This window comes from Niabella sp. CPT15-335-S11, assembly GCF_058792415.1.
Window position 1 is genome coordinate 509,421 of the sequence record NZ_JBYTEI010000001.1, and the last position, 14,548, is coordinate 523,968.

11 protein-coding genes and 1 riboswitch are annotated in these 14,548 nt (G+C 43.8%); of the genes, 6 read left to right on the forward strand and 5 right to left on the reverse strand.

Features of this window, described 5'->3' with window-relative positions:
• Positions 1-3 precede the first annotated feature (3 nt).
• The 3 genes from AC3WS5_RS02095 to mqnC form a co-directional block, all read right to left on the reverse strand.
• Positions 4-1,617: a Na+/H+ antiporter gene (locus AC3WS5_RS02095; protein ID WP_492465538.1), complete on the reverse strand. Its 1,614-nt coding sequence runs from the start codon at positions 1,615-1,617 to the stop codon at positions 4-6.
• Between the two features lie 103 nt (positions 1,618-1,720).
• Positions 1,721-3,025 (reverse strand): NAD(P)/FAD-dependent oxidoreductase, encoded by a 1,305-nt coding sequence (locus tag AC3WS5_RS02100; RefSeq protein ID WP_492465539.1) that lies wholly within the window; start codon positions 3,023-3,025, stop codon positions 1,721-1,723.
• Positions 3,026-3,090: 65 nt separating this feature from the next.
• Positions 3,091-4,215, reverse strand: a complete 1,125-nt coding sequence (mqnC, locus tag AC3WS5_RS02105; protein ID WP_492465540.1) for a cyclic dehypoxanthinyl futalosine synthase — start codon at positions 4,213-4,215, stop codon at positions 3,091-3,093.
• Positions 4,216-4,457: 242 nt separating this feature from the next.
• On the opposite strand from mqnC, the gene AC3WS5_RS02110 reads away from it, so the two are divergent.
• From AC3WS5_RS02110 to AC3WS5_RS02130, 5 genes are all read left to right on the forward strand, one after another.
• Positions 4,458-5,615 (forward strand): aspartyl protease family protein, encoded by a 1,158-nt coding sequence (locus AC3WS5_RS02110; RefSeq protein ID WP_492465541.1) that lies wholly within the window; start codon positions 4,458-4,460, stop codon positions 5,613-5,615.
• Positions 5,616-5,835: 220 nt separating this feature from the next.
• Positions 5,836-6,032, forward strand: a riboswitch (cobalamin riboswitch).
• Positions 6,033-6,142: 110 nt separating this feature from the next.
• Complete coding sequence (locus AC3WS5_RS02115) at positions 6,143-7,114, forward strand: ribonucleoside-diphosphate reductase small subunit (protein ID WP_492465542.1); 972 nt, start codon at positions 6,143-6,145, stop codon at positions 7,112-7,114.
• Positions 7,115-7,146: 32 nt separating this feature from the next.
• The gene (locus AC3WS5_RS02120) at positions 7,147-9,537 is read left to right on the forward strand and encodes a ribonucleoside-diphosphate reductase subunit alpha (protein WP_492465543.1); all 2,391 of its coding nucleotides are present in this window, start codon (positions 7,147-7,149) and stop codon (positions 9,535-9,537) included.
• Positions 9,538-9,625: 88 nt separating this feature from the next.
• The gene (locus AC3WS5_RS02125; protein WP_492466463.1) at positions 9,626-9,988 is read left to right on the forward strand and encodes a cysteine-rich CWC family protein; all 363 of its coding nucleotides are present in this window, start codon (positions 9,626-9,628) and stop codon (positions 9,986-9,988) included.
• 229 nt (positions 9,989-10,217) lie between these two features.
• Positions 10,218-11,456: a M16 family metallopeptidase gene (locus AC3WS5_RS02130; protein ID WP_492465544.1), complete on the forward strand. Its 1,239-nt coding sequence runs from the start codon at positions 10,218-10,220 to the stop codon at positions 11,454-11,456.
• Here AC3WS5_RS02130 and AC3WS5_RS02135 read toward each other — a convergent pair.
• Positions 11,441-12,106 carry a LytR/AlgR family response regulator transcription factor gene (locus AC3WS5_RS02135; RefSeq protein WP_492465545.1) on the reverse strand — a complete coding sequence of 222 codons (666 nt, stop codon included), beginning with the start codon at positions 12,104-12,106 and terminating at the stop codon, positions 11,441-11,443. The two genes, AC3WS5_RS02130 and AC3WS5_RS02135, sit on opposite strands and share 16 nt — an antisense overlap.
• Before the next feature lie 17 nt (positions 12,107-12,123).
• Complete coding sequence (locus AC3WS5_RS02140; protein WP_492465546.1) at positions 12,124-13,131, reverse strand: sensor histidine kinase; 1,008 nt, start codon at positions 13,129-13,131, stop codon at positions 12,124-12,126.
• Between the two features lie 141 nt (positions 13,132-13,272).
• Here AC3WS5_RS02140 and AC3WS5_RS02145 point away from each other — a divergent pair, with 141 nt between their 5' ends.
• Complete coding sequence (locus tag AC3WS5_RS02145) at positions 13,273-14,547, forward strand: M16 family metallopeptidase (RefSeq protein ID WP_492465547.1); 1,275 nt, start codon at positions 13,273-13,275, stop codon at positions 14,545-14,547.
• Position 14,548 lies beyond the last annotated feature (1 nt).

The following is a 14,548-nucleotide window of genomic DNA, read 5'->3' on the forward strand; positions in this document are numbered from 1 at the left end:
TTGTTATCTTTTTTTGCTTCTGAGCCTGGCTTCTTCCAGGTCCAGTTCTTTTTGCTTCTCCCGGATCAATCCTTCTTCAAATTCATGCGTTTGCAAATATTGCTTGAGCAAAGCTCTCTTCACCCTTATAATTTCCAGTAACATGTGCCGATAGTGGGTTATAGAGGCTCGTACGAGTTTGAGATTATCCTTCCTTGGTATTGAAATCTTTTGTTCCGCCCGTTGGATTACCCGGTCATACCGGTCTCTAACCTGCCTGAAAGACACGTTTTTTTCAAGGTCGTCTTTATAGTTTTCATCCAGAAAGGAAAGTGCAGCCTTCGCCAGTTTCACTTTGATCTCCTGCTCCTGCCATCTTTGTTTCTCAGAAACGGGATCTTCTATTTTAAGTAATTTGATAAGGGGTGAGATAGTGAGGCCCTGAAATACCAGGGTGACTAAAATAACCATAAATGTGATAAAAAGAATCAGGTACCGGTAGGGGAACTCTACACCTTCGCGAAGGAAGAACGGAATTGAAAGCGCAGCAGCAAGTGAAACCACACCCCTCATACCACACCATGCTACCAGGAACGTTTCTTTCAATCCCATCACTAAATGTTCTGAACGTGTAATTTTAGTGTAAGCGTTTCGGATCCGGTTTACGGCAAACACCCAGAGGATGCGAATAAGAATCACAGCCAGGCTGATTATTAGCCCGTAATAAAGCGCTTCTTTAACGGTGTTCTGCGTAAAATTGCTGACAATATACGGCATTTGCAGCCCGATCAAAATAAAGATAAATCCATTTAAAAGAAAGGTTAGGGTTTCCCAAAGGGCGGAAATGTTCAGCCTGGATTCATAAGTTAAAAAATCATGCTTGTGGTAGCTTAGAAACAGGCCCCCTGCAACCACAGATAACACGCCTGAAAAATGAAAACTTTCTGCCGCGAGATACATGAGAAAAGGGGCCGTAAGCGTAATGGCCGCATCTATGGCGGTGTTGGTGGCAAAATATTTTTGGATGATATAAATAATGAAAGCGATCATCAATCCAATCAGGATACCCATCCCTGCCACAAGCACAAAAGCTTTTGATGCCTGCCAAAAACTAAATGTTCCCGTTACAACCGCTATCATTGCAAACCTGAAAACAATAAGGCTGGCTGCGTCATTGACCAGACTTTCGCCTTCCAGCAGATCCAGCACCCTCCTGGGAATTTTAAGCTCTTTTAATATGGAAGTTGCAGCCACTGCATCCGGGGGAGAGATAATCCCACCGAGCACAAAACCCAGGGCAAAGGTAAAGCCCGGTATAAGGTATTGTGATAGCCAGGCTATAAGGGTAGAAGTGAAGAAAACCAATCCAAAACCCAGGAGGGTTACACTCCTTTTCAATCTCCATAGTTCGTCCCAGGGGATTTGCCACGCAGCCGCAAACAGTATTGGGGGAAGAAAAATGAGAAATACGAAGTCCGGATTAATTCTCATATTGGGGACTCCTGGCACCAGGCTGATCAACAATCCCGCCATCACCAGAAATATGGGATAAGAGATCTTAAGCCTGTAGCTCATCATGGTTAAAAGGGAGATGACCAGTATAAGGGAGACGACCAACAAAAGATTCCGTTCAATCATAATCTAATTTAGGAAAAGATTCCCGGAAATGCATGGCACAAGCAATACCCCACACGTTAACCAGACTGGATTATAGCTTGGCGGAATATTAGATTAGCTTAAATTAAACAGCTTCCTTCTTTTCAGATACGGAAGAAAGATTTGCGAAAGTCTCTTCTTCCGGCCGGATGATCATCCGGAAAGACTGATCTTTACTGAAGTAAGCGCCTACCCAGTTGTAGAGTGTCCGCATCCGGTTACGGTAATTGAGCAGTGACATGACATGGATAAACAACCAGATTAACCAGGCAAAAAATCCATGGAAATGTGTCTCGGGTTTGGGGAGATCAGCAACGGCCTTGTTCCTGCCAATAATCGCCATAGTACCTTTGTCGTGATAGAAGAACGGCTGAGGATTTTCCAGCGTGAGGTTTTTCGCCAGATTCTTTCCCTGCTGGATAGCAACCTGCGCTAACTGCGGATGCCCGTTTGGATAAGCGGGATCGTGTGTCTGCAGACAGGTATCGCCTACCGCGTAAATATTATCAGTTCCCTGTACTTTATTAAATTCATCCACGATCAGTCTTTTTCCTCTGCCATAACTCGATTGGGGAATGCCATCAATGATGGATGCCGAAACGCCCGCGGCCCAGATCAGGTTATAGGTTTCAATGAAACTACCATCGGAAAGCCAGACTTTATGATCGTCATAATCGCGGACTGTTACATTCATCTTCAGTTTTACGCCCATTTTGGCAAGTGACTCGCCCGTATAGTTGGAGGCCACGGAAGACATCGCTGCGAGGGGCTCTTTCGCTCCATCCACGAGGTATATTTCACCCAGGCCCTGGCCGGTAAGTTCAGGATAGTCCTTTCGGATGATATTCTTCCTCATTTCAGCGAACATTCCTGACAGTTCCACGCCCGTTGGACCAGCGCCCGTGACTACAATACTGAGAAGCTTTCTTTTTTCTTCAATGTCCGTAACTCGAGAAGACTGTTCCAGCCTTTTCAATAAAATATTACGCATAGCCAACGCATCGCTAAGCGTCTTCATAGGAATAGCCGCATCCTTGACATTCTTCATCCCAAAGTAATTGGTCTCTGCCCCTATGGCAAGGATGAGTATGTCGTAGGGAAGGGTCCCGTTGGATAATCTCACTTTCTTTTCTGCCGGATCAATTCCTTCCAGCTCTGCCATACGGAACCTGATATTGGATTTATCTCTCAAAAATCTCCTGAAGGGGTAACTGATAGCAGATGGTTCCAAAAATCCTGTGCCTACCTGGTATAAAAGGGGGGGGAAGAAATTATAATTGTTCCTGTCAACAAGGGTTACATCCATCCCTGGCTTGTGTTTTAACCCCATTGCCAGATTTATGCCGGCGAATCCGCCGCCGATAATTATTATTTTCTTAGGAGCGGTCATCCTAAACGATAACAATGTAGTTCTGCAAATTGTTCAGGAGGATCTCTATATTATTTTAAAGGCACTTAGTAATCTACTACCTGCTCCTGAATTGCCTCTGGGATTGTCCTCCAATCATATTCCTGGTTACGCAACTGAGGTTCAAACCCTGCTTCGCGTATCGCCTCCTGGATAGAACGATAAGTAAAGCGGTGCGGAGCCCCGGCAGCGCTAACTACGTTTTCCTCGATCATGATGCTTCCAAAATCATTGGCACCGCTGTGCAGACAAAGTTGTGCCGTTGGCTTGCCAACAGTGAGCCATGACGCCTGTATGTTTTTAATATTTGGCAGCATGATCCGGCTAAGCGCGATCATCCGGATATAATCAGCAGGTGTCGTTAAATTATGTACTCCCCTGATTCTCGCAAGCAGCGTATCCACATCCTGGAAAGTCCAGGGGATAAACGCCAGAAATCCTTTTGCACCTTCGGGTTTCCTGCTTTGAACTTCCCGGATCCTTGCCAGGTGTTCGAATCTTTCCTCAATAGTTTCCACATGCCCGAACATCATCGTTGCTGATGTTGTAATCCCGAGCTCATGAGCCTCGTGCATAATGTCGAGCCATTCCTGGGCCCCGCATTTCCCCTTGCTGATTAGCCTCCGTACCCTATCGATCAAAATTTCGGCGCCCGCGCCCGGCAGTGAATCCATACCTGCAGCTTTCAATGCCTGCAGCACTTCCCGGTGGGTGCTTTTTTCCAGTTTTGTGATATGGGCTACTTCAGGTGGCCCCAGGGCATGCAGCCGGATATCCGGAAACTCCGCCTTGATCTGGCGGAACGTATCAACGTAAAACTGGAGACCCAGCTCAGGATGGTGCCCTCCCTGTAATAATAGCTGATCGCCTCCATATCTGATAGTCTCCTCAATTTTTCTCCGATAGGTGGGCATATCTGTAATATATGCTTCGGAGTGACCGGGTATCCTGTAGAAATTGCAGAATTTACAGTTGGCTATACAAACATTGGTGGTATTTACATTCCGGTCGATCTGCCAGGTGACTTTCCCATGAGGTACCTGTATTTTCCGAAGTTCATCTGCAACCATCATCAACTCCCCTAACGGAGCGTGATGGTAGAGGTAAACCCCCTCTTCTATACTAAGGAACTCAAAACCCGACGCCTTTTTATAAAGTTCAGATAAGTTCATATTCGTTTTGCTGAAGAGACAAAGGTAAGTAAAAGAATTCCCTCGCCGGGAAAAGGCGGTTTTAGAATTTACCAGGAAAACTTTGTAACTTGTGTATGATCCGGATGAACCAGTCTCTGACAGGCGCTGGTTGCCCGGAATGGGTTGCTTTTGAGGATGAGGCGAGAGTTACCACCGGGTATTTTGCAATTTGAGTAGATAATATGCACCTTAGGCTAACTATATTGGTACTCATACAATTAATGTTGATAAAGCCGCTTGCGGGCCAGGAAGAATTTATTGAACCCCCAAGCCGGTTTATCACCAGCGCTGGCTTTACCCAATTGACCGGGGGAGTGATTTTGCTGCGGGCTATTTTCGATAATTATCCCGACTCTCTCAACTTCATCCTAGACACGGGCAGCGGTGGCATTTCCCTCGATTCTTCCACCGCGGCTGAACTGGGCCTGCATGTTCCTGCACCAGAAAGGATCATCAGGGGTATCGGAGGGATCAGGAAAGTTGGATTCCTGAAAAATCACAAACTAACCATCGGTTCTCTCGTGGCAGACAGCCTGAACTTCCATGTCATTGACTATGACATGCTTTCTTCACTATATGGTGATAAAATAGATGGGATCATTGGTTACTCCCTGTTTAGCCGTTACATAATCAGGATAAATTACGACACCAATGAGCTCTCATTTTGGACAAACGGCAGTTTGAAATATCCAAAAGGCGGCCATCTGATACTTCCCCGCATCGGCATGCTTCCCGTTCATAACGCCGAGATCTCTGATTCGCGACCGGTGAACTTCAATTATCTCTTTGATATTGGCGCCGGGCTTACGGTTTTATTCTCAGATGATTTTGTGGAAGACAGCGCATTCATAAAAACCAAGCGGAAAAAATATCTCAAACAGGGGGAGGGACTGGGCGGAAGAGTAGATATGTTAACGACGGTTTGTAAGGAGTTAAAGATCGGACCTTACAAATTCAGAAATGTTCCGATCAATATATTCAGGGACGACTTCAACATAACCTCCTACCCGTTGATGGGCGGGTTGATCGGGAATGATATTTTCAGAAGGTTTAACTGCATCATCAATTATAACAAAAGGCAAATCCACCTCATCCCCAACACGCACTTCAGGGAACCCTTTGATTATGCGTACTCGGGCATTGAGCTGTACCTGATCGATGGAAAGATTAAGATCGGATCCATCCCCAAGGGATCCCCCGCGGAAAAAGCAGGATTTATGGAAGGTGATGAAGTGCTCGCCGTGAACAATCGTTTCGGATTAAATTTAAAGGACCTTAAACAGGAATTACAATCCGCCACCGGAAGAGTCAGAGTAATTATCAGGCGCAACGACCAACTGCAGATGAAATCGATGAAAGTGATTAATATTCTCAGATAGCGATGGAGAAGGGGTTACGCGCTAGCTACGACAGGCCTGCCCGCCGAAGGAGGGTAAACCTTCCGGCAGCCAGGGATACTGGATATTAGATATATATTCAATTACAAGTTAAGAATTACGAGAGCGGTATTTTCCTCCTCTTAGCCTAAGCCAATATTGACTTTCCTGTGTTTTCAACACAACGTGGATAACAATCTGACCTCATTCTAAACAGGCTTACTATTTTGCAATACAATTTGGTTGATAATCCATCACAGAATGGATGTCATTAAAAGGGAATCCCGTGAAAGTCGGGAACTATCCCCGTAGCTGTAAGCTCCTAAAAAGTTGTTTAATCTTCATGCCACTGTTTTCATTAATGGGAAGGCCCTAAACAACGGAGTAAGTCAGAAGACCTGCCAAAGAAATCTTTAGTAACTACGCTTTCGGAGGAAAAGCAGGTACTGATAGTTTCGGCATATTGCACGGCTTATTCTTTCAGCACTGTACCTTTTTGTCCGCAGGTAAAATTTTAAAATTATTTTACTATGCAATATGACAATGAAATTTTATTAAAAGAAAACAAAGACAGGTTTGTTATCCTGCCTATCAATTATCCTAAAGTTTGGGAACACTACAAACGCCATGAAGCCAGTTTTTGGACGGCAGAAGAAATTGATCTTAGCAGCGACCTGAAAGATTGGGCGTCTCTAAATGACGGTGAACGTCATTTTATTTCTCATGTACTTGCATTTTTCGCCGCTAGTGATGGAATAGTCAATGAAAATCTCGCTGTAAATTTCATGAGCGAAGTGCAATTACCTGAAGCAAGATGTTTCTATGGTTTTCAAATCATGATGGAAAACATTCACAGCGAGACCTATGCCTTGCTGATCGATACCTATGTGAAAGATGCTGCCGAAAAACACAAGTTCTTTCATGCCATTGATACAGTTCCCGCCGTAAAGAAAAAAGCCGAGTGGGCTTTGCGTTGGATTGAGAACGGAAATTTTGCTCAAAGACTTATTGCATTTGCGGCTGTTGAGGGTATATTCTTCAGCGGTAGTTTCTGTTCCATTTTTTGGCTAAAAAAAAGAGGCTTAATGCCCGGACTTACTTTTAGCAATGAACTGATAAGCCGTGATGAAGGTTTGCATTGTGAGTTTGCCTGTTTGTTGTATAGCATGTTGAACAATAAACTTTCGGAAGAAGAAGTAAAAGCTATTATCGGCGATGCTGTTGTCATAGAAAAAGAATTTATTACCGAAGCACTGCCTGTTGATTTAATTGGTATGAATGCGAAGCTGATGCAGCAATACATTGAATTTGTCGCAGACAGATGGCTAACCGAGTTAGGCTGCTCAAAAATGTTCAACAGCACAAATCCCTTTGATTTTATGGAGATGATTTCGTTACAAGGAAAAACTAACTTCTTTGAAAAAAGAGTCGGTGATTATCAAAAGGCAGGTGTAATGGCAAACAAAGGCGCGCAGGTATTTTCAACTGACGATGATTTTTAAAATCCAATTACTAACCATAAAATTCTTCAATCATGTACGTAATAAAAAGAAGCGGAAAACAAGAGTCCATAAAGTTTGATAAAGTAACGGCGAGAATTGAGAAACTAAGCTATGGCTTAAGCCCTTTAGTAAATGTTATTGATGTGGCAAAGAAGACCATAGAGGGTATTTATGCAGGTGTCCCAACAACAGAGTTAGACAACCTTGCAGCCGAAACCGCGGCTTCTTTAACTACGATTCACCCCGACTATGCAATTTTGGCTTCACGCGTAGCAGTAAGTAATCTACATAAAAACACGGTGAAAAGCTTTTCAGAAACCATGCGTAAGCTGCACGAGTACACCGATAAAAAAATAGGAAGAAAAATGCCTTTGGTCGCAGATGATGTAATGCAGATAATACAAAAGCATGCAGATATTCTGGACAGCACGATCATCTATGACAGGGATTACGGCTTTGATTATTTTGGGTTTAAGACTTTAGAAAAATCTTACCTGCTGAAGATTAATGAAAAGATAGCAGAACGTCCGCAACACATGTATATGAGAGTGGCAGTAGGCATTCACAAAAATGATATTGACGAAGTCATAAAAACGTATCATTTGTTAAGTGAAAAGTGGATGACACATGCCACACCCACACTGTTCAACGCAGGTACACCTAAGCCGCAAATGAGTAGCTGTTTTCTCTTAACGATGAAAGACGACAGTATTGACGGCATTTATGATACACTGAAGCAAACCGCAAGAATTTCTCAAAGCGCCGGTGGTATTGGTTTGGCTATTCATAATATTCGCGCAACTGGAAGTTATATCGGCGGCACAAATGGCACGAGCAACGGCATTATTCCTATGCTTCGTGTGTTCAACGATACCGCGAGGTATGTTGACCAGGGCGGTGGTAAACGTAAAGGCGCTTTTGCTATTTATTTAGAGACTTGGCATGCCGACGTGTTTGAGTTTTTGGATTTAAGAAAAAATCACGGTAAAGAAGAATTACGTGCAAGAGACTTGTTTTATGCTTTGTGGATTAGCGATTTGTTTATGAAACGCGTTGAAGCAAATGGTAATTGGAGCTTGTTTTGCCCCAATGAAGCGCCGGGATTAAGTGACTGTTGGGGTTCAGCATTTGAAAAACTATATGAACAATACGAGGCAGAAGGCAGGGCAATAAAAACAGTTAAAGCACAGGAGCTATGGTTTGCAATCTTGGAGTCACAAATTGAAACGGGTACGCCCTATATGTTATATAAAGATGCTGCCAACAGAAAAAGCAATCAACAGAATTTGGGAACAATCAAAAGCAGCAACCTCTGTACGGAAATACTAGAATATACAAGTCCTGATGAAGTAGCTGTTTGCAACCTTGCCTCCATTGCGTTACCAAGATTTGTAAAAGACGGAAAATTTGACCATGAGAAATTGTTCGAAGTAGCTTATCAGGCCACTAAAAATCTCAACAAAATAATTGACAATAATTATTATCCCGTTGACGAAGCAAGATACTCCAATTTAAAACACCGCCCTATTGGTCTGGGGGTACAAGGACTTGCTGATGTGTTTATTTTATTGCGCTTACCCTTTGAAAGCGATTTGGCGAAAATGCTGAACAAAAACATTTTTGAAACCATCTACTTTGCCGCCATGACCGCCAGTAAAGATCTGGCAAAAAAACAGGGTGCTTATGAAACCTTTGCAGACTCACCTGTTTCAAAGGGCATATTTCAGTTTGATATGTGGAATGTAACCCCAAGCGAGCGTTGGGATTGGGCAACGCTGAAAGAAGAAGTAAAAAAATACGGCGTAAGAAATTCGTTGCTGGTTGCACCCATGCCTACGGCTTCCACTTCGCAAATCTTTGGTAACAACGAATGTTTTGAACCCTACACTTCCAACATTTACACAAGAAGGGTTTTAAGCGGTGAGTTCATCGTGGTAAATAAACATTTGCTGAAAACCCTCGTTGAGCTGGGATTATGGAACAATAATATGAAAAACAAAATCATTGCAGCCAATGGCTCTGTTCAAAACATTGATGAAATCCCTGCCGATATAAAAGAGTTGTACAAAACCGTATGGGAAATAAAGCAACGCAACATTATAGATATGGCGGCCGACAGAGGCGCATATATTTGTCAATCGCAATCACTGAATTTGTTTGTTGATAATCCCACAACATCCAAACTTACATCTATGCACTTTTACGCGTGGAAAAAAGGGTTGAAAACAGGTATGTATTATTTGCGTACACAAGCGGCGTCGCAGGCAGTACAGTTTACCGTACAAAAGCAAGCCGTCAATACAGTTGAACCGGTAATTCCAACACTCAACAACAAACAACAGTCGCCCACAGATGTAGAGCCGACGCAAACCAACGGCACTACTTGCAGTATGCAGGATGGATGCATTAGTTGTGGTTCGTAACGATAACCTCACAGAAACCGGGTATATTCAAATGAAAGCGGCTGGTGCAGACTCACGACGGCCGCTGCGTGAAGCCGCCTAAATGGAAATGAGTAAACATGAAACCAAATATTGCCCACGTTGCGGAACATTGTTTGAATGTAAAGTGGGTGATGTAGTCAATTGTCAATGTAACGTAAATATTTCAGATGAAACGAAGAACTTTTTACAAAGCACATCCTATAGCGATTGCTTGTGTTGCAAATGCATGAGGGAAATTAACCTTATGGTACAATTTAAGCTGCAACATAATTTTCCCAAACAAAGAGAATTAATGATAGAAGGGCTGCATTATTACTTTGACAACGGATATTTTGTTTTTACAGAGTTATATCATTTGCAAAGGGGATATTGTTGTAAAGATAATTGCAGGCATTGTGCCTATGGAAATAAAAACAAGGATAGTAATTAATAGAAAAAAATTTCAGAACGAATGGGAAAATCAACGACAAACATTTTTAAGGCGGTATTCCCCGACAGTACCTCAAACAAAAGCCATGGCATAAAAACAGCAAAGTGTAGATTCTGATTCATGTTGGCTCTCCCCCTTGACGATACATTCGTAATTCGTCATTGATCATTCGTCATTGAATGACGTAATTCATCCCAACCCTTAGCGCTTCTAATCGTATCTTCGCGCCATGATTCAGTTTGATAAATTTGCGCTGGACAACGGACTCAGGGTTATCGTACACCGCGATCCATCCACCCCCATGGCTGTAGTTAATATTATGTACAATGTCGGAGCAAGGGATGAGAACCCGGAACAAACCGGCTTCGCCCATCTCTTTGAGCACCTGATGTTTGGCGGCTCGGTAAACATCCCCGAATATGATGAGCCCCTTCAACGAGCGGGTGGCGAGAACAACGCCTACACCACAAACGACCTCACGAACTATTATGTTCAGATCCCCGCGCAAAACCTGGAAACTGCATTCTGGCTGGAGAGCGACCGGATGCTATCACTGGCCTTCGACGAAAAAAGCCTTGAAGTACAACGAAAGGTAGTCAGCGAGGAGTTTAAAGAGCATTACATCGATAAGCCCTACGGTGATGTCTGGTTCAAACTGAGAGAGCTTAGCTACACGACCCACCCTTATCGCTGGATGACGATTGGCCGGGAGCTTTCCCATATCGAAGGTGCCCGCCTGCAGGACGTAAGAGATTTCTTTTTCAGATTTTATCGCCCCAACAATGCCATCATGGTCGTGGCCGGCAATGTTGAAACCGCACAGGTTAGGGACCTGGCAAATAAATGGTTTGGCGATATCCCCGCGGGCAAACCATATCAGCGCGACCTCCCGGCAGAACCACCCCAAACTGAACCCCGCAGCCTCACTGTAACGGCCGATGTTCCCCTGGACGCATTATACAAATGCTGGCACATGGGCAGCCGCACAAGCAGCGAATACTACGCATGCGATCTGCTGACGGATATCCTGGGCGGCGGAGAATCCTCACGATTATACCAAAAGCTGGTCAAAGAATTACAGCTGTTCGTCTACGTTCAGTGCTATCACCTTGGAACCATTGACCCCGGCCTAATCTGTATTGAAGGAAAACTGGTCAAAGGAGTTAACATGCAGGAAGCCGAAAAGGAGATTGAAACTATACTCCGCTACCTCCGGGAAGAACCCATCCTGGACAGCGAATTGCAAAAGGTTAAAAACAAAACCGAAAGCATCATAACCTTTGAAGATATGAGCGTGCTGAACCGTGCGAATAGTCTGGCCTATTACGAATTACTGGGAGATGCCGGTCTGATGAACACAGAAATGGCCAGGTATGAAGCCGTAACCCTCGCGGATATAAAAGAAACCGCGAACAAGATTTTCAGGGATGAGAATTGCTCTACACTGTATTATTACGCCAAGAACTGATAATTGCTCCCCACCGGCAACTCCACCTCACGAATAAATACCCATTGTCGGGAAAAGCGGGTCACTTTTGATTTAGCGACAATATAACTGCGGTGAATGCGTATAAATTTATCGGGTGGGAGTATGGCTTCCATATCATTCAAGGTTTGTCGCGTCGTGATTCTCCCCGATTCAACAAACACATTCAGGTAATTACCAGCGGCTTCAATATACAATATGTCATCCAGCATCACTTTAACCTGCTCATATCCATCCTTCAGAAATAGGTGGCTCCCTGCCTCAACGCCACCCTTTTTTAGCAGAAAAAGCTCCTGCGCCCGGCTGCAGGCCTTGAAAAATCTTGCGAGCGAAAATGGTTTCAGCAAATAATCTACCGCATCCACTTCAAAACCTTCAACGGCATGCTCACTATAAGCGGTTGTAAAAATGATCATTACCTCCCGGGGCAATGACTTGGAGATTTCTATCCCCGTAACATCAGGCATCTTAATATCCAGGAACACGAGGTCTGTTGCGTGCTTATGCAGATAATCGATCCCCTCAAAAGCGTTGGTAAAACAAGCCGCTAGTTCCAGGAACGGAACTTTTGCAGCATGGCTTTTGATGACTTCCAACGCCATGGGTTCGTCGTCTATGGCAATAGCTGTCATACCGATCTTTCAATTTGCTACAAAGTAAGCGTTAAATGCACAAAATATTCATTTGCGTTTGCCCGAATCACGAGTTCGTGTTTTCCGGGGTACAACATTGCCAGTCTTTGTTTTACATTTTCCAGTCCGATGCCCCCTTCCTGTCTTTCCTGCTCGGGATCCCTTCGGTTATGCACACTGTTGTTGACGCTGAAGAATACACGGCTTTCAAGGACCTGCAGGGAGATTTTGACAAACGATGGTTCACTTAAACTAATGCCATGTTTGAACGCGTTCTCCACAAAAGGTATCAAAAGCATCGGCGCTATCTGAAGATTATTCAACGACTCTTCAATTTGCGTTTCAATGATAATCTGCGAAGAATGGGCTATACGAAGTTTCTGAAGGTCTATATAATTATTCAGGTAATTTACTTCCCTGGCCAACGATATCTTATCCAGATTATTTTCATAAAGCATAAACCGCATCATATCGCCCAGTTTTTGTATCCCCTCGCCGGTTCGTTCTGCATTCTCCTGCAGCGCCGTGCCGTAAAGACTGTTCAGCGTATTAAACAAAAAATGAGGATTGATTTGCGAACGAAGTAAAGTCAGGTTTGCCTGTGAAGAACCTAATTGGGTCAACAGAAAAACTTTGTCATAGTGATTTTTATAAATATACCAAGATAACGGAACGGCAAAGAAAAATGAATATACCAGAAGTAAAATGTACAGGGGGAAGAATTGTGACCATCCCGGCCATATCAGTGACGTAAAAAGAGCGGCGATAAATGTCAACAGAAGCAGACCCGGGACAAGGTTTGCAAAATATCTTTTTGACCAGAATTTCTGTCTCGGCAGAAAAGGGATCAGGTAGTAAAAATGAAGTAGCACTATCAAAACGGTAAAAGGTACTACAACGACCCAGACCATTAAAGCAAAAACATCAAAGTCGTTTGCTACCATCAGTACCAGAATACCCAGCCAACCTATGATCGCAAATGTCCAACCATTTTTTTGCAAGTTCAAACCGAGATTTTTATTCATAACCTTGTTTTTATGTAAAATTATTCCACCCTTGTATCCTCTGTTATAAAATGTGACGGACCTGCCATAATATGTTACAAAATCCAATTCTTAGCTGTCTGACAGGTATTGAATATATTTGCCCAAAACATTCTTTCTACTATGGTTAACCGCAAAATAGCGCCTTCCATTCTGGACGCCGTAAAATTTGATTTGAAGTTGCAACCCTTTGAAAAATACCTGCTGAAAAATGGTACAGAATTGTATACTATCCGGGCGGGCACCGAAGAAGTTATCATGGTAGAGTGGGTATTTAGCGCCGGAAACTGGTTTGAATCCAAAAACCTGCAGGCAGCGGTGACTAATCATCTGCTCAAGAACGGTACCTCAAGCAAGTCAGCCTACGACATCAACGAACACTTTGAATATTACGGATCCTATTTTACTGTGACCTGCCACGCGGAGACAGCCAGCCTGACCCTGCATTGCCTGAGCCGGCATATCAGCGAATTGTTACCTGTGGTGCACGAGATTATCACTGATTCAGTTTTCCCGCAGGGAGAAATAGATATCGCCATACAGAACCTCAAGCAAAAACTGGAAGTCAATCTGAAAAAAAGCAGCTTTGTTGCCGGCAGACTGATAGATTCTTATCTCTTTGGTTCCGAGCATCCTTATGGTCGCTACAGTCGCCTGGAGGATTTTGACGCGCTTTCGCGCGAGGACCTCGTCGGGTTTTATCAGCAATATTATCTACAAGGGCACACAACCATCTTTATAGCAGGAAATTTTCCCCCGGGAATCCAGGTCTTGATGGATCAGTATTTTGGAGATCTCACTAACGGCGCAATAGTCCCCGGCATTATGTCGATCCACCCATCGGCCGAGCGAAAATATCGCATCATCAATGATGAAAACGGAAGCCAGGGCTCTATCCGGCTGGCACGACCTTTCGGCAACAGGCATCACCCTGATTTTAAAAAAGTACAGGTGCTGAACGTATTGTTCGGCGGATTTTTTGGCAGCAGGTTGATGGCAAATATCCGGGAAGATAAAGGATACACTTATGGCATCCACAGTTATCTGATGCCAAATATCCGGGATAATGGCTGGGTCATTACAACCGAGGCGGGGCGTGACGTATGCGAAGCTACTCTCGAAGAAGTTTATCGGGAAATGAAAATCCTTAGGGAGGAGCCTGTGGAAAAAGACGAACTGGAACTGGTGCAGAATTTTATGATGGGATCGATCCTCAGTGATCTGGACGGTCCGTTCCATATTATCAGCAGATGGAAGACCAGTGTCCTAAATAATCTGCCTGACGACCATTTTGATCAAACAATCAGGAGCATAAAAGAAATCACTTCGACAGATATTCAAGAAATGGCTAATAAATACCTGGTTCCGGAAGATTTTTATGAATTGATTGTCATTTAAT

Excerpts from the sequence above, each read along its gene's own strand:
- AC3WS5_RS02095 (WP_492465538.1), bottom strand. The coding sequence starts at position 1,617 with ATGATTGAACGGAATCTTTTGTTGGTCGTCTCCCTTATACTGGTCATC.
- AC3WS5_RS02100 (WP_492465539.1), bottom strand. The coding sequence starts at position 3,025 with ATGACCGCTCCTAAGAAAATAATAATTATCGGCGGCGGATTCGCCGGC.
- mqnC (WP_492465540.1), bottom strand. The coding sequence starts at position 4,215 with ATGAACTTATCTGAACTTTATAAAAAGGCGTCGGGTTTTGAGTTCCTT.
- AC3WS5_RS02110 (WP_492465541.1), top strand. The coding sequence starts at position 4,458 with ATGTTGATAAAGCCGCTTGCGGGCCAGGAAGAATTTATTGAACCCCCA.
- AC3WS5_RS02115 (WP_492465542.1), top strand. The coding sequence starts at position 6,143 with ATGCAATATGACAATGAAATTTTATTAAAAGAAAACAAAGACAGGTTT.
- AC3WS5_RS02120 (WP_492465543.1), top strand. The coding sequence starts at position 7,147 with ATGTACGTAATAAAAAGAAGCGGAAAACAAGAGTCCATAAAGTTTGAT.
- AC3WS5_RS02125 (WP_492466463.1), top strand. The coding sequence starts at position 9,626 with ATGAGTAAACATGAAACCAAATATTGCCCACGTTGCGGAACATTGTTT.
- AC3WS5_RS02130 (WP_492465544.1), top strand. The coding sequence starts at position 10,218 with ATGATTCAGTTTGATAAATTTGCGCTGGACAACGGACTCAGGGTTATC.
- AC3WS5_RS02135 (WP_492465545.1), bottom strand. The coding sequence starts at position 12,106 with ATGACAGCTATTGCCATAGACGACGAACCCATGGCGTTGGAAGTCATC.
- AC3WS5_RS02140 (WP_492465546.1), bottom strand. The coding sequence starts at position 13,131 with ATGAATAAAAATCTCGGTTTGAACTTGCAAAAAAATGGTTGGACATTT.
- AC3WS5_RS02145 (WP_492465547.1), top strand. The coding sequence starts at position 13,273 with ATGGTTAACCGCAAAATAGCGCCTTCCATTCTGGACGCCGTAAAATTT.